The organism is Arthrobacter sp. R4-81, assembly GCF_054792365.1.
The window spans coordinates 3,087,226-3,109,296 of the sequence record NZ_CP096445.1 but is presented as its reverse complement, the minus strand read 5'-3'; the positions used below and the strand labels follow the sequence as shown (position 1 = coordinate 3,109,296).

The 22,071-nt window shown below is 63.0% G+C and carries 23 protein-coding genes; 19 read left to right on the top strand and 4 right to left on the bottom strand.

Going from position 1 to position 22,071, the window contains the following annotated elements; all coding sequences use genetic code 11:
• Positions 1-30 precede the first annotated feature (30 nt).
• The 7 genes from M1E05_RS14460 to M1E05_RS14430 all read left to right on the top strand — a co-directional run bounded on the left by M1E05_RS14460 (position 31) and on the right by M1E05_RS14430 (position 8,354).
• On the top strand, positions 31-1,044 hold the full coding sequence (locus tag M1E05_RS14460) for a bifunctional riboflavin kinase/FAD synthetase (protein WP_458110984.1): 1,014 nt from the start codon (positions 31-33) through the stop codon (positions 1,042-1,044).
• A 29-nt stretch (positions 1,045-1,073) separates the two neighbouring features.
• Positions 1,074-1,928: a tryptophan 2,3-dioxygenase gene (gene kynA / locus M1E05_RS14455; RefSeq protein WP_461163342.1), complete on the top strand. Its 855-nt coding sequence runs from the start codon at positions 1,074-1,076 to the stop codon at positions 1,926-1,928.
• A gap of 35 nt (positions 1,929-1,963) precedes the next feature.
• Positions 1,964-3,205 carry a kynureninase gene (gene kynU / locus M1E05_RS14450; RefSeq protein WP_461165254.1) on the top strand — a complete coding sequence of 414 codons (1,242 nt, stop codon included), beginning with the start codon at positions 1,964-1,966 and terminating at the stop codon, positions 3,203-3,205.
• Positions 3,206-3,449: 244 nt separating this feature from the next.
• On the top strand, positions 3,450-3,719 hold the full coding sequence (rpsO, locus tag M1E05_RS14445) for a 30S ribosomal protein S15 (protein WP_247048644.1): 270 nt from the start codon (positions 3,450-3,452) through the stop codon (positions 3,717-3,719).
• A gap of 248 nt (positions 3,720-3,967) precedes the next feature.
• On the top strand, positions 3,968-6,238 hold the full coding sequence (locus tag M1E05_RS14440; RefSeq protein ID WP_458114502.1) for a polyribonucleotide nucleotidyltransferase: 2,271 nt from the start codon (positions 3,968-3,970) through the stop codon (positions 6,236-6,238).
• Between the two features lie 134 nt (positions 6,239-6,372).
• Positions 6,373-7,716, top strand: coding sequence for a M16 family metallopeptidase (locus M1E05_RS14435; RefSeq protein ID WP_458110982.1), 1,344 nt, complete (start codon positions 6,373-6,375; stop codon positions 7,714-7,716).
• 176 nt (positions 7,717-7,892) lie between these two features.
• Positions 7,893-8,354 carry a DUF1579 family protein gene (locus M1E05_RS14430; RefSeq protein ID WP_458110981.1) on the top strand — a complete coding sequence of 154 codons (462 nt, stop codon included), beginning with the start codon at positions 7,893-7,895 and terminating at the stop codon, positions 8,352-8,354.
• Between the two features lie 48 nt (positions 8,355-8,402).
• Here the strand turns inward: M1E05_RS14430 and M1E05_RS14425 are convergent, their stop codons facing one another.
• On the bottom strand, positions 8,403-8,669 hold the full coding sequence (locus M1E05_RS14425) for a MoaD/ThiS family protein (RefSeq protein WP_458110980.1): 267 nt from the start codon (positions 8,667-8,669) through the stop codon (positions 8,403-8,405).
• Between the two features lie 4 nt (positions 8,670-8,673).
• Positions 8,674-9,807 carry a GTP 3',8-cyclase MoaA gene (gene moaA, locus M1E05_RS14420; RefSeq protein ID WP_461163341.1) on the bottom strand — a complete coding sequence of 378 codons (1,134 nt, stop codon included), beginning with the start codon at positions 9,805-9,807 and terminating at the stop codon, positions 8,674-8,676.
• A 132-nt stretch (positions 9,808-9,939) separates the two neighbouring features.
• On the opposite strand from moaA, the gene M1E05_RS14415 reads away from it, so the two are divergent.
• The 9 genes from M1E05_RS14415 to M1E05_RS14375 are packed head-to-tail and all read left to right on the top strand — an operon-like array spanning position 9,940 to position 17,441.
• Positions 9,940-10,725 (top strand): response regulator transcription factor, encoded by a 786-nt coding sequence (locus tag M1E05_RS14415; RefSeq protein WP_458110978.1) that lies wholly within the window; start codon positions 9,940-9,942, stop codon positions 10,723-10,725.
• A complete protein-coding gene (locus tag M1E05_RS14410; RefSeq protein WP_461163340.1) occupies positions 10,712-11,938 on the top strand; it encodes a sensor histidine kinase in 1,227 nt (408 codons plus the stop codon). Before M1E05_RS14415 ends, M1E05_RS14410 begins: the two co-directional genes overlap by 14 nt.
• A complete protein-coding gene (locus tag M1E05_RS14405) occupies positions 11,925-13,454 on the top strand; it encodes a molybdopterin-dependent oxidoreductase (RefSeq protein ID WP_461163339.1) in 1,530 nt (509 codons plus the stop codon). Before M1E05_RS14410 ends, M1E05_RS14405 begins: the two co-directional genes overlap by 14 nt.
• A 23-nt stretch (positions 13,455-13,477) precedes the next feature.
• Entirely contained in the window at positions 13,478-14,737 is a 1,260-nt protein-coding gene (locus M1E05_RS14400; protein ID WP_461163338.1) for a molybdopterin molybdotransferase MoeA, read from the top strand.
• Positions 14,725-15,219, top strand: coding sequence for a cyclic pyranopterin monophosphate synthase MoaC (gene moaC, locus M1E05_RS14395; protein ID WP_458110974.1), 495 nt, complete (start codon positions 14,725-14,727; stop codon positions 15,217-15,219). The genes M1E05_RS14400 and moaC overlap by 13 nt, the downstream gene beginning before the upstream one ends.
• Positions 15,216-15,728 (top strand): MogA/MoaB family molybdenum cofactor biosynthesis protein, encoded by a 513-nt coding sequence (locus M1E05_RS14390; protein WP_458110973.1) that lies wholly within the window; start codon positions 15,216-15,218, stop codon positions 15,726-15,728. Before moaC ends, M1E05_RS14390 begins: the two co-directional genes overlap by 4 nt.
• Positions 15,718-16,176, top strand: coding sequence for a molybdenum cofactor biosynthesis protein MoaE (locus M1E05_RS14385; RefSeq protein ID WP_458110972.1), 459 nt, complete (start codon positions 15,718-15,720; stop codon positions 16,174-16,176). The genes M1E05_RS14390 and M1E05_RS14385 overlap by 11 nt, the downstream gene beginning before the upstream one ends.
• A gap of 23 nt (positions 16,177-16,199) precedes the next feature.
• Positions 16,200-16,958 (top strand): 4-hydroxy-tetrahydrodipicolinate reductase, encoded by a 759-nt coding sequence (dapB, locus tag M1E05_RS14380; protein ID WP_458110971.1) that lies wholly within the window; start codon positions 16,200-16,202, stop codon positions 16,956-16,958.
• Between the two features lie 6 nt (positions 16,959-16,964).
• Positions 16,965-17,441 carry a hypothetical protein gene (locus M1E05_RS14375; protein ID WP_458110970.1) on the top strand — a complete coding sequence of 159 codons (477 nt, stop codon included), beginning with the start codon at positions 16,965-16,967 and terminating at the stop codon, positions 17,439-17,441.
• Positions 17,442-17,538: 97 nt separating this feature from the next.
• Here M1E05_RS14375 and M1E05_RS14370 read toward each other — a convergent pair whose 3' ends face one another.
• On the bottom strand, positions 17,539-18,774 hold the full coding sequence (locus tag M1E05_RS14370) for a heparan-alpha-glucosaminide N-acetyltransferase domain-containing protein (RefSeq protein ID WP_461163337.1): 1,236 nt from the start codon (positions 18,772-18,774) through the stop codon (positions 17,539-17,541).
• A gap of 105 nt (positions 18,775-18,879) precedes the next feature.
• Here M1E05_RS14370 and M1E05_RS14365 point away from each other — a divergent pair, with 105 nt between their 5' ends.
• Positions 18,880-19,332, top strand: coding sequence for a hypothetical protein (locus M1E05_RS14365; RefSeq protein ID WP_461163336.1), 453 nt, complete (start codon positions 18,880-18,882; stop codon positions 19,330-19,332).
• Positions 19,333-19,341: 9 nt separating this feature from the next.
• Positions 19,342-20,094, top strand: coding sequence for a carbon-nitrogen hydrolase family protein (locus M1E05_RS14360; protein WP_461163335.1), 753 nt, complete (start codon positions 19,342-19,344; stop codon positions 20,092-20,094).
• Between the two features lie 62 nt (positions 20,095-20,156).
• Here M1E05_RS14360 and M1E05_RS14355 read toward each other — a convergent pair whose 3' ends face one another.
• On the bottom strand, positions 20,157-20,984 hold the full coding sequence (locus M1E05_RS14355; RefSeq protein ID WP_458110965.1) for an alpha/beta fold hydrolase: 828 nt from the start codon (positions 20,982-20,984) through the stop codon (positions 20,157-20,159).
• A 151-nt stretch (positions 20,985-21,135) separates the two neighbouring features.
• Between M1E05_RS14355 and dapA the strand changes: the two genes are divergently transcribed.
• The gene (gene dapA, locus M1E05_RS14350; RefSeq protein ID WP_461163334.1) at positions 21,136-22,044 is read left to right on the top strand and encodes a 4-hydroxy-tetrahydrodipicolinate synthase; all 909 of its coding nucleotides are present in this window, start codon (positions 21,136-21,138) and stop codon (positions 22,042-22,044) included.
• The last annotated feature ends 27 nt before the right edge of the window (positions 22,045-22,071 follow it).

The following is a 22,071-nucleotide window of genomic DNA, read 5'->3' as shown; positions in this document are numbered from 1 at the left end:
GACTCCATGGCAGGCAGTAAGGCGAGGTTGATGGCCCACATCTGGAACGATCTGACTGAGGTCCCGGCGGACTTCGGCCCCTCGGTTGTAACAGTCGGAAATTTCGACGGCGTGCACCGCGGGCATCAGCAGGTGCTTTCGCAGCTCATCCGGACAGCCCGCCTCAACGGTGCCAAGTCCGTAGCAGTCACTTTCGATCCTCATCCCGCTCAAGTGCACCGGCCGGAATCCGCGCCCGAACTCATCATGGGACTGCAGGACAAACTGGATGCCCTGGGAGAACTTGGCCTCGACGCCATACTGGTCATGAAGTACTCCCTGGAACTGGCGAGCCTGACTCCGGAGGAATTCGTCGAGCAGGTCCTCGTCGGTGCTTTGAAGGCCAGCCATGTGGTGATCGGCCATGATGCCCGCTTCGGTCGAGGCAATTCCGGCGATCTTTCCACCATGCAGGCACTGGGGGAGAAGTTCGGCTTCAACGTCCAGGTCATCAGCGAGTTCGGTTCCGAAGGCTACCCCTTGCATGAGCCCGAAGCTGGGGCAGGCAAGGACAACGGCGACAACGACGGAAACCGCCGCTGTTCCTCCACTTGGGTAAGGGAAGCCCTGCGCGACGGCGACGTCGCCACCGCAGCGGCTGTGCTGGGACGTCCACACCGCATGCGCGGCCAGGTGGTCCATGGCGCAGCAAGGGGACGTGCCCTTGGATTTCCTACCGCCAACCTGTCCTCCGATGCAACTGGCTATATCCCTGCTGATGGCATTTACGCCGGCTGGCTCGTGGACCAGGCGGGCACGCGGTGGCCCGCTGCTATTTCTGTCGGCTCCAACCCCACTTTTGAAGGTGTCAGCCGCCAAGTGGAAGCACACGTCATCGACAGGCCGGAAGAGTCCGCCGATGACTTCGATCTGTACGACCAGACAGTAGTCGTTGAATTTGTGGCCAGGCTGCGGGGAATGGTGGCGTACCGTGGGCCTGAAGCGCTCGTCGAGCAGATGCGCCTGGACGTCGTCCAGGCTCACGATCTGCTTGTGAGGCGCTGATTTCCGGTCCTTGGAAGGAAGGCGGCACCGTGGCTGTCGAGAACAACACCAGAAAGCTGGACAAGGGGATCGTGCGCGATTTCAGCTCGCGCATGAGCTACGCCTCCTACCTGCAGCTGCCGACACTGCTTAGCGAGCAACAGCCTGTGAGCAGCCCCGAACACCACGATGAGATGCTCTTTATCATCCAGCACCAGACCACCGAGCTCTGGCTCAAGCTGGTGCTTCACGAACTCCAGAGCGCGGCCGAGCACCTCCGCGCGGACAAACTTGGTTCGGCACTGAAGGAAATTGCCCGTGTAAAGCACATCCAGAAGACGCTGACCGAGCAATGGTCCGTCCTGGCTACCCTCACACCCACGGAATACGCCCAGTTCCGCGGCTTCCTCGGTAACTCCTCAGGGTTCCAATCCAGCCAGTACCGGGCCGTGGAATTCGTACTGGGCAACAAAAACCGCAAAATGCTGCCAGTCTTCGAATCCGATCCCGAAGCGCACGAACAACTGAGGCTCCTCCTTGAGGCTCCGAGCATTTATGACGAGTTCCTGGCATATCTGCACCGGCAAGGCTTCGACATTCCTGAGTCTGTGCTGAACCGCGACGTCACCCGTGCCCACGAATTCAGCCCTGAACTGGTCCCTGTCTTCAAGTACATCTATGAAAACGTGGTGGACAACTGGGGGGCCTATGAGGCGTGTGAGGAACTGGTGGACCTTGAGGACAACTTCCAGCTCTGGCGGTTCCGGCATCTGCGGACCGTTCAAAGGACCATCGGCATGAAAACGGGCACTGGCGGATCCACCGGGGCTGCCTTCCTGCAGAAAGCCTTGGAATTGACCTTCTTTCCCGAGCTATTCGCTGTCCGGACGGAGATCGGGCAGTGAAGCGACCAACACCGGCAGACGTCCACCAGCACCAATTGGCCGGGCGGACAGCCAGTGATGACAGCCTTTTGGCCCGCGCTAAGCAACTCGACGCAGAGGATCCCCTGGCTGCTTACCGAGGCCAGTTCATCGGCGCGGAGAGCACCTTGTCCTATCTGGACGGCAATTCGCTGGGCCGCCCTTTGAAAAGAACCCCGGAAGATATCAGCCGCTTTATCGAAGAAAGCTGGGGTGGCCGGCTCATCCGGGGTTGGGACGAGGAATGGCTTGACCTGCCGCAGGCCATCGGCGACCAGTTGGGACGCAATGTTCTGGGCGCTGCCCCAGGACAAGTAATTATCGCGGATTCCACCACCGTGGTGCTGTACAAGCTCATAAGGGCGGCGCTTGCAGCCGTCACCGATCCCGGCCGAAACGAAATCGTCCTGGACACCGAAAACTTCCCCACGGACCGATACCTGGTCGAACGGATTGCCGGCGAGCAAGGCCTCACCCTGCGGTGGATCACACCGGATCCAGCCGCCGGCGTCACGGTCGAAGAGGTGCGAGCCGTCACCGGGCCGGCCACCGCCGTCGTCGTCCTGAGCCATGTGGCTTACCGCTCGGGCCACCTTGCGGACCTTCGGGGCATTACCAAAGCAGCGCACGACGCCGGTGCCCTAATGGTCTGGGACCTTTGCCACTCCGCCGGGTCGGTAGAAATTGGGCTGGACGCCAACGAAGTGGACTTCGCTGCCGGCTGCACCTACAAGTACCTCAACGGTGGGCCGGGGTCACCGGCGTTCGCGTATGTCAACGCCGGGCACCTTCCCGGACTGACTCAACCCATCTGGGGCTGGATGGGTCGCAAGGACGCTTTCGAGATGGCTGTCGGTTATGAAGCAGCGCCCGGAATCCGAGGCTTCCTCAGCGGGACACCTGCCGTATTCGCCATGATGGCCATGCGCGGCATGTTGGACCTGATTGAGGAGACCGGCATGGAGGCAGTCCGCAGGAAGTCGTGTCTTCTTACCGCATTTGCTGTGGAACTCCACGACTCGTGGCTTGCACCGCGGGGAGCCCAACTCTCCACTCCGCGGGATCCGGATCAGCGAGGCAGTCACATCACTGTGGACCACCCTGCGTTCCGGGAGATGACGTCGGCGCTCTGGGAACGGGACATCATCCCGGACTTCCGGGCTCCGCACGGGCTCAGGATCGGTTTGTCACCGTTGAGCACGTCGTTCCATGAGCTGTTCGAGGGCATGGCTGCCATCCGTCAGCTCATGGACGACTGACAGGTGAACGATGTCTGACGGTGCAATACGGCCGGCTGCCAGACCAACAACACTTGGGCAGCTTCTGCTCAGACACCCTCTGTTTCGACAAGATTAGGCCGCTGCCGGTAAACTAAACGATGGATCCGGCTGCAGTCCGTGGCGGCTGGTTCCTGTTGTGTCAGGCCTTCTCCGGAAAGTCGGACCAGCATCCCCGGCAGTGAGTTACTGATTCGGGCCTCACGGCACATCTCTAGGAGTTATTGTGGCACTTGACGCCGCTGTAAAGCAGTCCATCATCAAGGATTTCGCAACGTCCGAGGCCGACACCGGTTCACCGGAGGTCCAGGTTGCAGTCCTGACTCAGCGGATCAAGGATCTCACTGAGCACATGAAGGAGCACAAGCACGATTACCACACCCAGCGCGGCCTGCTGGCCATGGTTGGGCGTCGTAAGCGCATGCTGACCTACCTCAAGAACACTGACATTGCCCGCTACCGTGCGCTCATCGAGCGCCTCGGCCTGCGCCGCTAGTCAGACTTAGGGGGCGGCCCTTTCCTGCACGGAACGGGCCGCCTTCTTCACAATAAAATTCAACAGGAGGATCAACCGCATCACGCATTCGCGGTCCTCGGTAGTGATCCCCGGGAACGGCTTCGAAGAACGAAGCCCCGGCCCGTGGGTCTCGATCGATGACCGGGTGCAGTGCAATCCAGTCGACAGATGCTGGGTTGGGTTGATGCGGCTGGACTTCCGTTAAACAAGAAACGGAGGTGACTCTCTTGGAGGGTCCCGAAATCCAGTTCTCAGAAGCAGTTATTGACAATGGCCGCTTCGGCAAGCGTGTAATCCGCTTCGAAACCGGCCGCCTCGCCAAGCAGGCAGCCGGCGCAGCGATGGTGTACATCGACGAAGACACCGCGCTGCTCTCCGCAACCACCGCAGGCAAGCAGCCGCGCGAAGGTTTTGACTTCTTCCCGCTGACGGTCGACGTCGAAGAGCGCATGTACGCTGCGGGCCGTATCCCGGGTTCGTTCTTCCGTCGCGAAGGCCGCCCGTCCACGGAGGCCATCCTGGCCTGCCGCCTCATGGACCGCCCCCTGCGTCCGGCCTTCGTCAAGGGCCTGCGCAACGAGGTTCAGATCGTTGTTACCGTCCTCGCCATCAACCCGGACGAGCTATATGACGTTGTAGCCATCAACGCTTCCTCGATGTCCACACAGCTCTCGGGCCTGCCCTTCTCCGGCCCCATCGGCGGCGTGCGCGTTGCCCTCGTGGCCGACGAGAACGGTTCCCAGTGGGTCGCGTTCCCGAAGCACTCGCAGCTCGAAAACTCCGTGTTCAACATGGTTGTTGCCGGCCGCATCGCTGGCGATGACGTCGCCATCATGATGGTTGAAGCCGAAGCAACGGATAACTCCTGGAACCTCATCAAGGAACAGGGCGCTACTGCCCCCACGGAAGAGGTTGTTTCCGAGGGCCTCGAGGCTGCCAAGCCGTTCATCAAGGCCCTGTGTGACGCCCAGGCTGACCTCGCCGCCCGCGCGGCCAAGCCCACCGTCGAGTTCCCGGTCTTCCTGGACTACGAAGACGACGTCTACGCAGCAGTTGAGTCTGCCGCCGCGGACAAGCTGGCCGCTATCTTCCAGATCGCCGACAAGACGGAGCGCAACGACGCTTCGGACGCGCTCAAGGACGAGGTCACCTCCTCACTTGCCGGCCAGTTCGAAGGCCGTGAAAAGGAGCTCTCCGCTGCATTCCGCTCGGTCACCAAGCAGGTTGTGCGCCAGCGTATCCTGAAGGACCAGATCCGCATTGACGGCCGTGGCCTGACGGACATCCGCCAGCTCACAGCCGAGGTTGAGGTTCTGCCCCGCGTGCACGGTTCCGCGATCTTCGAACGCGGCGAAACCCAGATCATGGGCGTCACCACCTTGAACATGCTCAAGATGGAACAGCAGATCGACTCCCTGTCGCCTGTGACGCGCAAGCGCTACATGCACAACTACAACTTCCCGCCGTACTCCACCGGTGAGACCGGCCGCGTCGGTTCCCCGAAGCGCCGCGAAATCGGCCACGGTGCCCTTGCCGAGCGCGCGCTCGTGCCGGTGCTGCCGTCCCGCGAGGAGTTCCCGTACGCCATCCGCCAGGTGTCTGAGGCTCTCAGCTCCAACGGTTCGACGTCGATGGGTTCAGTTTGTGCATCAACCCTGTCGATGCTCAACGCAGGCGTGCCGCTGAAGGCCGCTGTTGCAGGTATCGCCATGGGCCTGGTCTCCGACCAGGTTGACGGCCAGACCCGCTACGCTGCGCTGACCGACATCCTCGGTGCAGAAGACGCCTTCGGCGACATGGACTTCAAGGTCGCCGGTACGTCCGAGTTCGTCACTGCCATCCAGCTGGACACCAAGCTCGACGGCATCCCGGCGTCGGTCCTTGCAGCAGCACTGAAGCAGGCCCGCGAAGCCCGCCTGCACATCCTCGAGGTCATCAACGCAGCGATCGACACCCCGGATGAACTCTCCGAGTTCGCCCCCCGCGTCATCGCCGTCAAGATCCCCGTGGACAAGATCGGCGAGGTCATTGGCCCCAAGGGCAAGATGATCAACCAGATCCAGGAGGACACCGGCGCTGACATCTCCATCGAGGATGACGGCACGGTCTACATTGGCGCCACCAACGGTCCGTCTGCAGATGCAGCACGTTCCGCCATCAACGCCATTGCCAACCCCCAGGTTCCGGAAATAGGCGAGCGCTACCTCGGTACGGTCGTCAAGACCACCACCTTCGGTGCGTTCATCTCCCTGACCCCGGGCAAGGACGGCCTGCTGCACATCTCCGAGCTGCGCAAGCTGGCCAGCGGCAAGCGCGTGGATAACGTCGATGACGTTGTTTCGGTGGGCCAAAAAATCCAGGTGGAAATCACCAAGATCGATGACCGCGGAAAGCTGTCCCTGTCTCCGGTGGTGGCTGAGGAAGAAGGCGCGGGCGAAGAATCCGAACGCGTTCACGCTTCGGCTCCTTCCGAGGGCGAGGGCGCTGACTCCGAGTAGTCAGCAGCACCAGCAATAACGGCGGGGCCGGTGGATGATCCACCGGCCCTCAGCCGTTAATCCCCTGAACCTTTGGAACAGCAGCCGCTGATAGCATTGCAGGCAGATTTGACCTGCATCATTGAAAGGCCTTAATGACTGTCGTACCCCTGCCGCTCAAGCAGAACCAGCCCGGTGAGACTCTGATCCATGGAGCCGACGGCGGGGCCGTGGTCCGGCGCTCTGTGCTCCCCGGAGGTGTGCGCGTCCTGACGGAGGAAATGCCGGGTCAGCGCTCTGCCACCATCGGGTTCTGGGTGGGGGTCGGTTCCCGGGATGAGGCTCCTGGCCAGCACGGTTCAACCCACTTCCTTGAGCACCTTCTGTTCAAGGGGACCCGCAGGCGTACGGCCCTCGAAATCGCCTCCGCCTTTGATGAGGTGGGTGGGGAATCGAACGCTGCCACTGCCAAGGAAAGCACGTGCTACTTCGCCCGGGTGCTGGACACGGACCTCCCTATGGCCATCGATGTCATTGCCGACATGATCACCGGGGCCGTCCTGGATCCCCAGGAGATGGAGCAGGAGCGCGACGTCATCCTGGAAGAGATTGCCATGGACAGCGACGACCCCACCGACGTCGCCCATGAGCACTTTGTGGCGGCCGTGCTGGGAACTCATCCCCTCGGCAGGCCCATCGGCGGAACCCCTGAAGCAATCATGGCGGTGGCCCGCGACTCCGTCTGGGACCATTACCGGCGCTATTACCGCCCTGACGAACTGGTGATTACCGCCGCCGGCGGACTGGATCACGACGTCGTCTGCCGCCTTGTGGTGGACGCCCTGCGAGTTGCGGGCTGGGAACTCGAAAGTGGCGCGGAGCCCGTCCAGCGCCGCTCCACAGTCCCTGCCCAAATTACCGGCACCGCGGGGTTGCACGTGGTCAAGCGACCGGTGGAACAGGCCAACATCATTGTGGGTTGCCCCACCATCGTTGCGACAGACGACCGTCGGTTTGTCATGAGCGTGCTGAACGCTGTACTGGGCGGCGGGATGTCCTCCCGGCTGTTCCAGGAGGTCCGTGAAAAGCGCGGGCTGGTCTATTCCACGTACTCCTTTGCCTCCTCCTACGCCGATGCCGGCTACTTCGGCATGTATGCAGGCTGCACTCCGTCCAAGGTACGGCAGGTCCTCCAGCTCCTGGGCGCCGAGCTCGATAAGCTCGCCCAGGACGGAATCTCGGAGGACGAACTCCGTAAAGCCGTGGGTCAGCTCTGTGGCGGAATTGTCCTTGCCCTGGAAGATACCGGGTCACGGATGTCACGGCTGGGCAGGGCCGAGTTGGTCTCGGGGGAGTACCAGGACATCGATGAGACCCTTCGCCTCATCAAGTCGGTGACGGCAGCTGAAGTGCAGACGCTGGCGCGCGAGCTCGCCGCGGCTCCACGGACTGTGACCGTGGTGGGCCCATTTGAGGAAAGCGAAACGTTCGGGCTCTGACTCCTTATCGTCGTTGGGCCTTTGGGTTTGACGCTGACTCTCGACTGGCCGCTGACCCCTGCTGCCCACCCCGGCTCTGGCCACGGTCTGTTGCTCTGGACACCGTCTGTTGCTCTGGACACCGTCTGTTGCTGTGGCGATGATGGTGCCATAGGCGGCGCCAGTCGGGAGGAAGCATGGACGGTGGGCAGCCCGGCAAGGGACATTCCGCTCTGGAGGTGTTCCTCGGACACTGGACGGGCGTCACAGAGCTCGCTGCGACCGCCTGGAGTCCGCCGCGGACAGCCCACGCAGAGGTGACCTTCACACGCGCGGCAGGAGGCTTCGCCATCGTGCAGAGCTACCGCCACGTCGAAGCAGACGGCACCCACTTCGAGGGCCACGGAGTCTTCACAGTGGACCCTGACCACCACGAGACCCTGTGGTACTACGTGGACAGTATGGGAGGGCCGCCCGGGACTCCCGCCCGCGGCTCCTGGCATGAAGGAACACTGACGGTTGAGCGTCGCAGTGAGGATGGAACGGCAAGGCACCGTTTCCGTGTCGACGACGGCGTGTTGACGCACACAGCCGATCTCAGGCTCCGGGATGACCACGATTTCCGACCGTTCATGACGTCAGTCTGCCGGCGCGCCTGACTGCTGGACCGCGCGTAACTGACCAACCGCGCCCTCTGATTGCTACGCCTAACCGCCCGCGAAGGGCGGCAGTACATCGACGACGTCGTCCGGTCTCACCACAACGGACCGGTCCCGGACAGCTACCTCGTTCAACAGGAAACTGCTCCGCGACAGGAGGCGCCCCAGCGGCGGGGTCCCGGCAGGCGGCTCGGGACGTTCCACCTTGAGCACGGCGGCGAGGAGGTCCTCTACTGAAGATCCCGCGGGGAGTTCGAAGCGCTCTTCCTCCACACCTGCAGCGGCGCGCGCGGCAGCGAAGTAACGGACGTTCAAGGGTTCAGCCTCCGATGGCGCTCATGCTGCGGTCCGGTTGGACGAAGTCCGGGGCGTCGAGTCCTACATGATCCATGCCGTGCGCCTTGGGCTTGAGCCACATCGCGTCCTGCCACCGTTCGGCGAGCTGTTGATCAGTGGCACCTGCCCGCAAGAGCCCCAAGAGGTCAAACTCCTCCCGCGAGAACAGGCAGCTCATGATTTTGCCCTCGGCAGTGATGCGCGTCCGGCGGCAATCTGAACAGAAGGGCTCGGTGACAGAGGCGATGATTCCGACAGTGCCCAGCACGGGACCGGTGGCATCACCGGAACCAGTGTCCCGCCGTCGTACTTCAAAGCGTTCGGCGGGAGCCCCGTCCCGCGCACGCGGGTCCGGACCCAGGACGTAATCCACCGAAAGCAGTTCGCGGATTTCCGCGGCCGTGATCATGTTCCGGCGGGTCCACCCGTGGTCGGCGTCAAGAGGCATCTGTTCGATGAAACGCAGCTCGTAGCCGCGTTCAAGTGCCCATGCGAGCAACGACGGGGATTCTTCGTCGTTGATCCCGCGCATCAGGACGGCATTGAGCTTCACGGGCCCCAGCCCGGCAGCCCATGCGGCGTCCACCCCGGCGAGCACCCTGTCCAGGAACGGGCGGCGGGTCAGCTGGGCGAAAGTCTCTTCGTGGAGCGAATCGAGGGAGACGTTGATACGGGAAAGCCCGGCCGACTTCAAGGCAGGGGCCTTCTTGTCCAGCCCCACGCCGTTGGTGGTCATCGAAATGGGGAGTTCCGGATGTGCCTTTCGAAGGGCGGAGATGATGTCGACCAGGTCGGCCCGGACCAGGGGCTCCCCGCCGGTGAGGCGAAGTTCACGGACTCCGAGGTGGTCGACGCCGACCCGGACAATGCGGACGATTTCCTCTGCGGTCATCACCGCCTGCTTTGCCAGCCATTCGAGGCCTTCTGCGGGCATGCAGTAGGTGCACCGCAGGTTGCATTTATCCGTCAGGGACAACCGCATGTCGGTGGCACGGCGGCCGTAGCGGTCCACCAGGCCGGGTGCGAGACCGTCCGGACGGGCGCGGGGCAGAGTCGCCCGGTCACCCGGACCGGAGCCACCTTCGCGCGGCTGCGGCATGCCTAGCTGAACACTCATGAAATCAGGCTACGCCACCAGAGGGGCATCCATCACGCCTGTGACTTCCATGGATCTTACGGAATCCCAACGGTTGGCCCTCCAGGTGCTGAAACGGATGCCGGGCAGTGAACGCGAACCTATGCTGAAGACGTGACCAAGTTCCCGGTGCCGGCCCACGAAAGCGGGAGTCCGGCCGAAACAGGCAATCGGCGTATCCTCCTTGTCGAAGACGAACAGATCCTCGCGGATGTCGTTCGGAATTATCTGCTGCAGTCCGGATTCCAGGTGGACGTCGCGGGGGACGGCTTTACCGCTTTGCGGTTGGCGTCCGAGCGGAATCCGGACCTGGTTATCCTGGATCGCATGCTGCCCGGCCTGGACGGCGTGGAGGTATGCCGCCGGCTCAGGCAAAGCATGGAAGTGCCTGTCATCATGCTTACCGCCCTGGGGACCGAAGATGACCGTATTTTGGGCCTTGAAGCCGGGGCGGACGACTACATGACCAAGCCCTTCTCACCCCGGGAGCTGGTGCTGAGGGTCAAATCCGTCCTCCGGCGCAGCATCCAGGCCTTCACTCCGGAACCTCCCGTTGAAATTGGCGGATTTGATCTCAATCCGGCGGCCCGCACCGTGACGCATAACGGCCGGCCTCTTACGCTCACTGTCAGGGAGTTCGACTTATTGGCCTTCTTCCTGCGCCGGCCGAACCAGGCCTTCAACCGGGAGGACCTCATCCGTGCCGTGTGGGGATGGGACTTTGGCGATCTTTCCACCGTCACGGTGCATGTGCGGCGGCTCCGGGAAAAGATTGAACGCGACCCTGCCCGGCCAACGCTCCTCAAGACGGTTTGGGGGGTGGGCTACAGGCTGGATCCCTCAGCCGACAGTGAGCCTAGACTGGCCCGCGACGAGGGTGTTGCAGATGCAGGCCGCTGAGCTGTTCGGCATTGTCGCCTGGGCCTTGCTCTGGGCGGTCGTGATCGGTGGTGCCTCCATGCTGGTCCTCAGGTCCCTGCGCCGGACTTCCCTCGCCATTCAGATTTCCGTCGCCGTTCTTGCGACCGTCGCAGTGTTGACGGCGGGCGTGGTCAGTGCCTTCAACGCGATGTTCATATCCGCCCGCGACCTCGAAGTGATGTGGTACATCCTGGCCATTGCCGCCGTCGTCGCCGTAGCCATGTCCTTGATGCTGGGGGCACGGGTATCACGGAACGCACGCGCGCTGGCTGACGCCGCCCGTGATCTTGGCCGCGGCAAGAAGGCCGGCACAGCCATTCCCGTGATGAGCTCCGAGCTGGCAGCGCTCGCCGACGAACTGCAGCTGAGCAGCAAGAGACTGGAGGAATCCCGTCAGCGCGAGGCAGCCGTGGAAAAATCGCGCCGTGAGCTGGTCTCCTGGATTTCCCACGACCTTCGCACTCCGCTGGCCAGCATGCGCGCCATGGCCGAAGCGCTGGAGGACGGAATGGCAGAGGAGCCGGACACCTACCATCGCCAAATCATCTCCCAGACGGATCAGATGGCAGGAATGGTCAATGATCTCCTGGAACTCTCCAAGATCCAGGCCGGTACCCTGCAGCTGACTTCCGAGCCACTGGACCTGTATGACCTTGCCAGTGATGCCATCGCGGACCTCGCTCCGTTGGCTGCCCAAAGGAATATAACGCTCGACGGCGGAGGGGAACGCGAGTGCCTTGCCGTCGCGGACGGTCCGTCGATGGGTCGGGCCATCCGCAACCTCGTCCTCAATGCGATTCTTTACAGCCCCAGGGACTCACTGGTGCATGTTGAGGTTGGCCGTGAGGGTCAGGATGCAATGGTCTCTGTCAGGGACAGCTGCGGCGGGATAGCCGAAGAGGACCTGAAGCACGTTTTCGAGACCGGGTGGCAGAAGGATCTTGCCCGGAGTCGTGCCGGGCACGACGACGGCACAGTCATGGGCACTGAAGAGAATCAACGCACGCCATACAGCGGGGCGGGGGTCGGATTGAGCATGGTGGCAGGGATTGTGCGGTCACATGGTGGCACGGTAACAGTGCACAACATGGGGGAGGGCTGCCGATTCTCCCTTCGGATACCGGCAGAGGGCTTGAAGCCGGTGGGATTGCCGGGGGACGGAAATCAAGGAGGCTCGCATGGAAAGGCCTGAGCGATGGGCGGCTGCAGCGGGCATCGTGGCCATCGGAGCAGGTGTGGCGGGTGGCGAGCTGGTAGCCGGTTTCCTTAGTCCCTCCCTGACTCCCATGACAGCGGTGGGCGGGGCGGTTATTGATGCCGTTCCTCCGCCCGTCAAGGATTGGGCGATAGCGGTGTTCGGAACCGCGGACAAGCTTGCACTGCTGATCGGCATGATGGTGATCATTGCTGCGCTTGCGGCTGTGGCCGGAGTCGTGGAGCGGCGGCGGCGTTTCGCAGGCGTATGGCTGATCGGCATCTTCGGCGTGGTGGGATTGCTCGCAGTGCTGAGCCGTGCTCAATTCAGCGAACAAGCGCTTGCCGGGCCTCTGGTCGCGGCTGTTCTGGGCGTCGTGCTCCTGCGCCGGTTCATTCAGCAACTACGGGATTGGGAGGCGGCGGAACGGATTTCCGGACAGCCTTCCAGGCGCCGGTTTCTGCAGGGTCTTGGATGGGGAGGAGCCTTTGCGGCTGGCGGGGGCGTGCTCGGAGCGATTCTGAGCGGGGCTGTCGTCGGGGTGAATGACGTGCGGCGGAAGCTGAACCTTCCCCCGCCGCGCTCCGCAGCTCCGCCGATCCCGACCGGGGCCGAGGTGGCCGTGGACGGAGTCGGCCCGCTTGTGACGCCGAATGCCGACTTTTATCGGATAGACACCGCCTTGCGGGTGCCTGCGCTGGATGCCGACGCCTGGACCCTCAAAGTCACGGGAATGGTGGAGCGGGAGGTTCAGCTGAATTTTGCTGAGCTTCTGGCCAAGCCGCTGGTTGAACGTCATGTGACCATCGCCTGCGTTTCCAATGAAGTGGGTGGGAATCTCATCGGCAACGCCTTGTGGCTTGGATGGCCCGTGCGTGAGTTGCTGCTGATGGCCGGGGTCATGAGCGGCGCCGATATGGTGCTGTCCCGGAGCGCGGATGGTTGGACGGCGGGGACTCCACTGGAGGCACTGACGGACAGCAGGGATTCCCTTCTGGCGGTAGGCATGAACGGGGAGCCTCTGCCACTGGAGCACGGGTTCCCGGTCCGGATGATCGTCCCGGGGCTCTACGGCTATGTTTCGGCCACCAAATGGCTCACGGAACTGAAGGTGACCAGGTTCGCGGACGACGTCGGATACTGGACTCCAAGGGGCTGGAGCGAACGGGGTCCCATCAAGATGTCGTCCCGGATCGATGTGCCCACTAGGGACAGGGTGGTGAAGGCGGGCGCCACCATCTTCGCCGGCGTTGCGTGGGCCCAGCACACGGGGATAAGCAAGGTGGAGCTCCGTGTGAACCGGGGGGAGTGGCAGGAAGCCCAGTTGGCCCCGGGGATTTCCCGCGATACGTGGTATCAATGGCAATTGCCCCTGGAGTTCACGCCGGGGCAGTACGAGGTCCAGGTTCGTGCAACCGATCTTGACGGTGGTGTGCAGGTAGAAGAACGCCGGCCCGTCGCCCCCGACGGCGCTACCGGCTATCACACGGTTAGAGTGGTCGTGACGTCGTAGCAGCTCTCACCGAAGGCAGGACAATGGACTCCACCCGGCACCGGCACAGCAGTGTGGAGGGGCACAGATCTGTGGAGGGGCACAGATCTGTCGAGGCGCACAGATCAGCAGTCAAGGATCTGCTGAAACCGCTCACGTCCTCCGGCCGGACAGAACGCCTCCCCCTCCTGGAGGCGCTGGGCCGGGCGCTCGCCGGCGACGTCCACGCACCCCTTGACCTTCCGCCGTTCCCAAATTCTCAGATGGATGGGTTTGCCATCCGCACTGCTGACGTTCCTCCGGGCGGCGCTGAACTGCGGGTGGCAGCTCCTGTTCCGGCAGGTGCCGGCGCATCGATCCTTGAGCCCGGAACGGCCGTCCCCATCATGACCGGGGCCATGATGCCCGCGGGGGCCGACGCCGTCGTGCCCATTGAGCGGGCAGTTCCCGATTCCTTTCCCGTCCCAGGTGCTGACGCTTTGGTCCGCTTGCCCGCCACGGTGGCAGGGACTTTCGTCCGCATCGCTGGCAGTGATGTCGCTGCCGGCCAGCTGGCCCTTTCTGCGGGAACGCATCTGGGACCGGGACAGCTGGGACTCCTCGCCGGACTGGGTATGGCGGAGGTGGAGGTGTATTCGCCGGTGACGGTGCTGCTGATCACCACGGGGGACGAAGTAGTCGAGCCTGGAAATCCGCTTGAACCCGGGAAAATCTATGACGCCAACGGAACCCTTCTGGCTGCCTCGATGAGGCAAGCCGGCCTTCATGTGACCCGCACCGGAATCGCCACGGACGATCCACGGGAACTGCAAGCACTGCTGCGCGAACATTCCCAGGGGATGGACCTCATTGTTTCTACCGGAGGCGTCAGCAAGGGCGCGTACGAAGTGGTCCGCCAGGCCATGGAGGATCGCGACGTTGAGTTTCTCCACGTCGCGATGCAACCCGGCGGTCCACAGGGTATAGGAAGCTTCGACGGCGTTCCCTTCCTGGGGTTTCCCGGGAACCCTGTCAGTTGCCTCGTCTCCTTCGAGATGTTCCTCAGGCCTGTGCTGACCTCGTTGCTCGGCGCACCGGCCGCGCGCCCGGCGGTCAAGGCCCGGCTGGCGGATTCGCTCACCTCGCCTGAAGGGAAGCACCAGGTCCGCCGGGGCACTTTCCTCGCTGACGGCACGGTCAGGCTCGAGGGCGGCCCGTCGTCCCACCTCGTCCATGCCCTGGCCCATTCCAATGCCCTGGTGCATATCCCTGAAGGGACCGCGGCGCTCGCCAAAGGCGCAGAAGTGGAAGTATGGATCCTGTGAACGATCAAGACAACGCCACCGCTCTGACCCATCTGCGCAGCGACGGAACCGCCCAGATGGTGGATGTTTCAGCGAAGGCCGAAACGACCCGCGAGGCAACAGCCACGGCCACCGTCCGCAGCACCGCCGAAGTGCTGTCACTCCTTGGGTCCGGAGGCCTGCCCAAGGGCGACGCCCTGGCGGTTGCCCGGGTGGCCGGGATCATGGCCGCAAAAAAGACGCCTGAGCTCATTCCGCTGTGCCACCCCTTGCCCATCTCCAAAGTGACGGTGGATTTCGAATTGGCAGAGGACTCAGTGATCGTGTTCTCGACGGTCCGGACCCGAGGGGTCACCGGCGTCGAAATGGAAGCCCTTACGGCGGCGTCGGTAGCCGCCCTCAGCGTTTATGACATGATCAAAGCGGTGGACAAGCACGCTGTCCTGACAGACATCAAAGTGCTAGCCAAAAGCGGCGGCAAGAGCGGGGACTGGGCACTGTGAACACTTCCGACCCACATCGCCACGGAGACGTCATCGGACGGAAGGCCGGTGTCGTCATCGCCTCAACGAGAGCCGCGGCGGGCATGTACCAGGATGAAACGGGGCCGGTCATCATTGATTGGTTGACAGAACACGGCTTTGAGCCCTTCCCTGCAATGGTGGTTCCGGATGGGGAACCCGTGGGAGCGGCTATTCGCGCGCTGCTGACCCAGCGGCCCGCCGTCGTCATTACCAGCGGTGGCACAGGACTCAACGCCGACGACCTCACCCCCGAGATGACCCTTCCCCTGCTGGATCGTGAAATCCCGGGAATCATGGAGGGCATGCGGCAGGCCGGCCGCGCGAAGACGCCCATGGCCATGTTGAGCCGCGGCTATGCCGGGGCGGCAGGATCAACATTCATCGTGAACCTGCCGGGATCGCCGAAAGGCGTTATGGACGGATTGACGGTGCTTGATCCGGTCATCGGGCACCTCTGTGATCAATTGGAGGGAAGCAATGGGCATTGAATCCGGCTTCGAGGTGGTACATGCCGTCTTGAGCGAGCAACCCATTTCGGTGGATCAGGCCATCGCCGCTGTTGAATCGGATACAGCCGGCGCAGTGGTCAGCTTCAGCGGAGTGGTACGGAACCACGACGGCGGCAAGGCGGTTGAGCGGCTCAGCTACAGCGCCCACCCCACGGCCCACCAGGTAATGACCGAGGTCGTCGCGCAGCTTGTTGCAGAGTATTCCGCTGACGCGGAGGGGCCAGCCGTGCGGATCTGGGCCGCCCACCGGGTAGGAACCCTGGAAATCGGCGACCCTGCCCTGGTCTGCGCCGTTTCAGCGGCCCATAGAGGCCAGGCGTTCGCGGTGTGTTCGGAACTGGTGGACAGGATCAAGGAACAGGTTCCCATTTGGAAGGAACAGTTTTTCAGTGACGGGACTGTTGAATGGGTGGGCGCAGGTGCCTGATGCCCGGCGGTAGGGTTAACGCCATGACCGAACAACTCGCAGTCGCCGTCCTGGGCGCGAACGGGCGCATGGGCGCCGAAGCCGTTAAGGCAATCGAAGCCGCCCCGGACCTGAAGCTCGTCGCAGCGTTGGGACGCAAGGATTCCCTGGACTCGCTCATTGACTCGGGTGCCGCAGTTGTAGTGGACCTGACTGTTCCTGAGAGCACCGAGGCAAACGTCCGGTTCGCCGTCGAACACGGGATGCATGCCGTGGTCGGTACCACCGGTTGGAACGGCGAACGCTTGGACGCCCTTCGCACCCTCCTGGCTGCCCAGCCTGGTGTCGGGGTTCTTATCGCACCAAACTTCGCGCTCGGTTCGGTCCTTGCTTCCGCTTTCGCAGCCAAGGCCGCCAAGTACTTCGAGTCAGTGGAGATTATTGAACTGCACCACCCGGACAAGGTGGATGCGCCGTCGGGTACCGCAGTCCGCACCGCCCAGTTGATCGCTGCCGAGCGGAACGCAGCCGGTGTCTCTGCAAGTCCCGATGCGACGACCTCGGAGCTCCAGGGGGCCCGCGGCTGCGACGTGGACGGCGTACGGGTCCACAGCGTAAGGCTGCGGGGCCTGGTGGCTCACCAGGAGGTGCTGCTGGGCGGCCCGGGGGAGCAGCTGACCTTACGCCATGATTCGTTCGACCGGGCATCCTTTATGCCCGGGGTGCTGCTCGGCGTCCGAGGCGTCGGCGGCAAGCCTGGCCTGACGGTGGGGCTGGACGGCTATCTGGATCTGGGGCTCTAAGCGGCAATGGCCAACGTCCTCGTGAGTCTAAGAAAAAACCGCACAAAGATCTGGGTGGGTGCTGTCACGCTCCTGCTCGTCTTTTACCTCGTGGTCGCGTTCCAGCGCTCTGTCCTGCTGCTGGGTGATCCCAATCTTGTTGCCAAGGCCATCGGTGCCGGCTACCTGGTGCTTCCCGTTATAGGTGCCTGGGCTTTGATCCGTGAACTGATGTTCGGCGCCCGTACGGAGCAGATGGCCAAGGTCCTCGAAGCCGAAGGCGGGCTGCCGGAGGACAACCTTCCCCGCACGCCTGCCGGTCGGATCATCAGGGAAGCGGCCGACGTCGAGTTCGAGAAGTACCGCGAAGAGGCTGAGGCCGCCCCTGGGGACTGGCGTTCGTGGTTCCGGCTGAGTTGCGCCTATGACGCGGCCGGGGACCGTAAACGCGCCAGGGCGTCCATGAGGGATGCCGTGAAGCTGTTCCGAGGGATACCCGGCTAGCCTGCCGCTGCGCTCGGTTATCAGGGCGTTTCCGGGCGTGTGGAGCCTGTTGGGGCCGCTCGGTGGTGGTGTTCCGCGGTTATTGCGCGGACTCCGGTTATTGGACCCGTGGTGGCTCGTAACGGCCTACTTGGTTTGCCGCGTGCGCAACCCATTCAAGTGGGCCCCGCCATTTGAGGATGGCGAAAAGGGTGCCAAGTAACACAGCAGTGGCCGCATGGGCGAAGTACATGCCATCCTCGGTCCACCCCTGTGGCAGAGTTTGCCGGTACATGGCGGCGACGACCCACACGTGTGCTGTGTAAAGGCTCAGAGTCATGGCTCCGGCGCCCCTCAAAGGGAGCAGAAGGTCCAGGGCAAGCCACTCGCCGAGCCTTCCCAGCAGGAGGCACGCGCCAACAACTGCTGCCGCCACTGCAGAGGTGTGAAGCAGGTCCAAGGTGGTAGCCGAGTGCGGAGCGCTCGAGGCGAGCCACCACCACGACCCGGTCTGCTGTACGCCGGACAGGTTGACCTGAAGCACACTGTCCAGGGGATACGACGGGTCCCTGATCACGTCCTGCAATGCTTCCTTGCCGCCCCAGTCATTCATCATCACCACGCCGAACCACTTGGCCACGACGGCAACCCCGGTTCCAACCGCCAGCAGCAGAACGGGAACCGCCGCTTTGGTGAGGGTGAGCCGTCCGATGACCAGGCCGACCAGCAGGTAGCTGAGCCACTGGGGCACCGGGTAATACCCCGTGAACAACAGGTCACCCAGCAATTGGGCCGGCGTCCCCAGATCCTCCCATTTTGGGTTGTGTCCCAGCTGCAGGGGCGGGGAGGCCGACAGGAGCCAGGGCCTCAGCATAAATGCGACAAGGGGAGAGACCAGGATCCAAGTCCCAGCCATAATGCAAAGGTGCTTCAGGCTCATTCCCAGGAATGGCAGCACGCACAGGAACAATAATGCGTAGTGGACCAGGATCACGGCGACGTTGACTTCCAGCCCCCCAAGGAACAGGCCGACGACGGCGATCACCAACGCCCTTAGCGCCACACCGCGCCTCGCGGCCCACAATTGGTCCCCGGCCAGCGGGCGCTCTTTCCCTGTGGACAGGGCAAGCCCGATTCCTGCCAGCACCGCAAACAGCGCAGCCGCCCGGCCCGAAAACGCCAGGCCCACCCACGTCGGGGTCAGGGCCGCGGTCCGCTCGAAGGTCGGCAGTAAATGGGTGGCCATCATGCCGAGCAGCGCCAGGCCCCGGGCTGCGTCAATACCTGCCAGCCGGCCAGTTGACTGACCGCGCTTGATGGTCCGGCTGGTTGCAGCGGTGCCACGGGAGGTCATGAGCCGATCGTCTCACATCCCGTCCCTGCAGGTCCGGTCGATGCTCGGGACGCGGCCAGGAAGTGGCACTTGTTTTCGAATATATGTTCGAATAGCATGAACGGCATGAGCAGTCCTATGGAGCCGGTTTTTCCTGAGCGCAGTCTCTCTGATCGCGATTTTCCTGAACTTCGCTTCACTGGGCGTGAGCCCGATCCGTCAGGAGTCCTCAAAGCCATGAGTCCCGGTGTCGTTGACTTCTTGTTCCGGCGGCTTGTCGCCGGTGAGTCTTCAGAGGATGTCCAGTGGAACCGGGAAGGCATGGCGTTGGCGGCGCAGCCAGTGGGAGCTGAGCTTGCCCGGAGGCTGGCTGAGACCGATGTGGAGGCGCTGACCCCCACGGAGCTTTTCCATTATGTCCGGGCCGCGCAACGCCTCGCGGCGTGGGCTGAGTCCCTAAAGGAGGAGGCTGTTCAGCGATACTGCGGCGGGCCTGATTCGCGCGATGACGTGCCGCTTGACGAGGGCAGGGACGCCGGTGCCGGCAACAGTGGACGGCGCCGGGGGCGTTCCACCTAGACTGGCGCTGTGACTTCCCCTCTGACCGTCTCAGTCGTCCAGTATCGAGCCCTCCACGGGGGTGTGGCGGCCAACGTTCCTGAACATGTGGCGCTCATTGAAGACGCCGCTTCTCACGGCACCAGGTTTGTCATTTTTCCCGAGCTCTCACTTATCGGCTACTCCCTGGCGCTGCTCCAAGAGCCGCAGCAGTGGATCACCGGTGATGACAGACGCCTGGATCCGATCAGGGAGATCTGTCGTCGGACGGGAATCACAGCAGTCATTGGTGCCCCGTTGGCGGAGGAAAACGGTACGCGTAGGCTTGCCGCACTCGGCATCCATCCTGAAGGAACAATTGATCGCGCCTTCAAATCCCGGCTCCATGGGCCGGAAGTGGAGCTCTTCACGCCGGGCAATGGGGTCAAGTTAATCGAGGTTGATGGCTGGAAGGTGGCCCTCGCCATCTGCTACGACGCTGCGCACCCTGCCCACGCGGATTCTGCTGCCCAAGCGGGAGCCGATGTTTATGCCGTCTCTGCCCTCTACACCGATGTCGAAAGTCACCGGCTGGGTCTGCATCTGGGCGCCCGCGCCATGGACAACAGAATGTTCACGCTGGTTGCCAATCTCGGAGGCATCACGGACCTCGGAACCTCATGTGGGCTCAGCGGATTCTGGGGGCCTGACGGCCTCGTTATAAAACAGGCCGCCGGGATCGGCTCCGAGGTGCTCACCACCACCTTGCGTCACGGTGCGATCGAACGTTACCGCGTCAATTAGCAGGCCTCATCGGCAGCTGGCCGGAGGCTGCGGTGTCGGAGAGCCACCAGCCAGAAGGCGTGTCAGACAGGGAGATCCGCCAGGAAACGATTCACGTCAGAGGCAATCCGCTCCGGAAACTCCCAGAGGAGCATGTGCCCACTCTGTTCGTAGACCAGAAGCCGGGATTGCGGAATCCGCTGCGCCAAAGTTTCCTCGTCCTGACGGGAAAGCAGGTTGTCCTTGCCGCCCCAGAGAATCAGGGTGGGGACAGGAATTTCTCCAGCCTCCGTGGGGGGAACGGCGCTAACGAGTCCAGTGAGGCTGCTCTTCCAGACCTGGGCCGGCACCTTGCAGCCATCACGGACCCGGTCCTCCAAGTAATCCTCGGGAACGGGCTGAAAAAGCGGGAACCAGGAGAGGGAGTCGCGCACCCAGCCTTCAGCTACAGGATCGGTCAGGTGGTCAACTTCATCGGCAAAACCAGTTCTTCCATGGAGGCTCAGCGGGGAGCCAATCAAGACAAGGGCCGCGACCTTCTCCGGATGCGAAACGGCCAGCTGCTGGCCGACATACCCTCCGCTGGAGGAGCCGATGACCGCGGCCTTGGACACCGCTAAAGCATCCAGAAGTCCCGCCAGATCGTCCGCGACCTCGGTCAGGGAATAGCCGTAATCCGTCTTGTCTGAATCTCCGTGCCCGCGAAGGTCAGGGGCAACCACGCGCCGCCCCGTCAGCAGCGGACGCAAGCGATCAAAGCTGCCGCTGGATTCCGTCCAGGCATGAACAAGAAGCAGAGGGGTGTCAGGCAAGTCACCAGGGCGGCCACCGACGTCCCCTTGGCGGTCCTCCATCAGGCACGCCAACGACACCTCCCTACCAAGGCGTATAGAGCGGACTTGCGGCATCATGGCCTCAGTCTAGGAGCCTCCTGGCGGCAACAGAACCTCCTCCGAATCCCCTTGGAAAGTGACACAAGAGCGCTCGCTTCGCAGTCCGTTTGACGTTCATCACGCAGATGCCGTTGTTCTAACACGCCGCAGACAAGGTAACGTTTTTCCTATGGCTGACTCTGACAATCGCTCGCACCGCTTCGGGACCCTCCTGACCGCTATGGTCACCCCTTTTACTTCCGACGGTGAGGTCGACTATAAGCAGGCCGCAGAGCTCGCCAACAAGCTGGTCGACGACGGCTGCGACGGCCTGGTGGTTACCGGAACCACCGGGGAAACCTCCACCCTCACTGACGCGGAGAACCTCGGAATGTTCCGCGCCGTCAAGGACGCAGTCGGAGGCCGCGCCGCCATCATTGCCGGCACCGGTACCAACGACACAGCCCATTCAGTGCATCTTTCCCAGCAGGCTGCAGCCCTCGGGGTTGACGGCCTCCTGATCGTCACGCCGTACTACAACAAGCCCAGCCAGGGCGGCGTCCGCGCACACTTCGAGAAGATCGCCTCATCAACGGATGTCCCCGTCATGGTCTACGACATCCCGGGCCGCTCTTCCATCCCCATCCACCCCGAAACAATGATCCGTCTTGCCCAGCACCCGAATATTGTCGCCGTCAAGGACGCCAAAGCCGATTTCGCTGCTGCCTCACGGGTTATGGCTGAAACGGACCTCCTCTTTTACTCCGGCGACGACGGACTGACCCTTCCCTGGATGGCGATTGGCGCAGTGGGTCTGGTGGGCGTCACAACCCACGTGGCCACCCGCCGCTTCCGCGAACTGATTGACGCCGTCAATGCGAACGACCTGGGAACGGCACGCAAGATCCACCTGGAGCTTGAGCCCGTGGTGCGCGCAACGATGACCCGCGTCCAAGGGGCCGTCGCGGCCAAACAAATTCTTAAATGGCAGGGAGTCCTGCCCAACTCGATTGTCCGTTTGCCCCTCGTGGAGCCGGACGAAGCCGAGATCGAAACCATCCGCGAGGATTTGGCGCAAGGAGGGCTGGTCTTTTCCTGACGGAGTAAGACCAGCACTCTTCCGCCT

Bases quoted from the DNA above. Each gene is read 5' to 3' on its own strand.
- M1E05_RS14460 (WP_458110984.1), top strand. From the start codon at position 31: ATGGCCCACATCTGGAACGATCTGACTGAGGTCCCGGCGGACTTCGGC.
- M1E05_RS14435 (WP_458110982.1), top strand. From the start codon at position 6,373: ATGACTGTCGTACCCCTGCCGCTCAAGCAGAACCAGCCCGGTGAGACT.
- M1E05_RS14430 (WP_458110981.1), top strand. From the start codon at position 7,893: ATGGACGGTGGGCAGCCCGGCAAGGGACATTCCGCTCTGGAGGTGTTC.
- moaA (WP_461163341.1), bottom strand. From the start codon at position 9,807: ATGAGTGTTCAGCTAGGCATGCCGCAGCCGCGCGAAGGTGGCTCCGGT.
- M1E05_RS14410 (WP_461163340.1), top strand. From the start codon at position 10,712: ATGCAGGCCGCTGAGCTGTTCGGCATTGTCGCCTGGGCCTTGCTCTGG.
- M1E05_RS14405 (WP_461163339.1), top strand. From the start codon at position 11,925: ATGGAAAGGCCTGAGCGATGGGCGGCTGCAGCGGGCATCGTGGCCATC.
- M1E05_RS14400 (WP_461163338.1), top strand. From the start codon at position 13,478: ATGGACTCCACCCGGCACCGGCACAGCAGTGTGGAGGGGCACAGATCT.
- moaC (WP_458110974.1), top strand. From the start codon at position 14,725: ATGGATCCTGTGAACGATCAAGACAACGCCACCGCTCTGACCCATCTG.
- M1E05_RS14385 (WP_458110972.1), top strand. From the start codon at position 15,718: ATGGGCATTGAATCCGGCTTCGAGGTGGTACATGCCGTCTTGAGCGAG.
- dapB (WP_458110971.1), top strand. From the start codon at position 16,200: ATGACCGAACAACTCGCAGTCGCCGTCCTGGGCGCGAACGGGCGCATG.
- M1E05_RS14375 (WP_458110970.1), top strand. From the start codon at position 16,965: ATGGCCAACGTCCTCGTGAGTCTAAGAAAAAACCGCACAAAGATCTGG.
- M1E05_RS14370 (WP_461163337.1), bottom strand. From the start codon at position 18,774: ATGACCTCCCGTGGCACCGCTGCAACCAGCCGGACCATCAAGCGCGGT.
- M1E05_RS14365 (WP_461163336.1), top strand. From the start codon at position 18,880: ATGAGCAGTCCTATGGAGCCGGTTTTTCCTGAGCGCAGTCTCTCTGAT.
- M1E05_RS14355 (WP_458110965.1), bottom strand. From the start codon at position 20,984: ATGATGCCGCAAGTCCGCTCTATACGCCTTGGTAGGGAGGTGTCGTTG.
- dapA (WP_461163334.1), top strand. From the start codon at position 21,136: ATGGCTGACTCTGACAATCGCTCGCACCGCTTCGGGACCCTCCTGACC.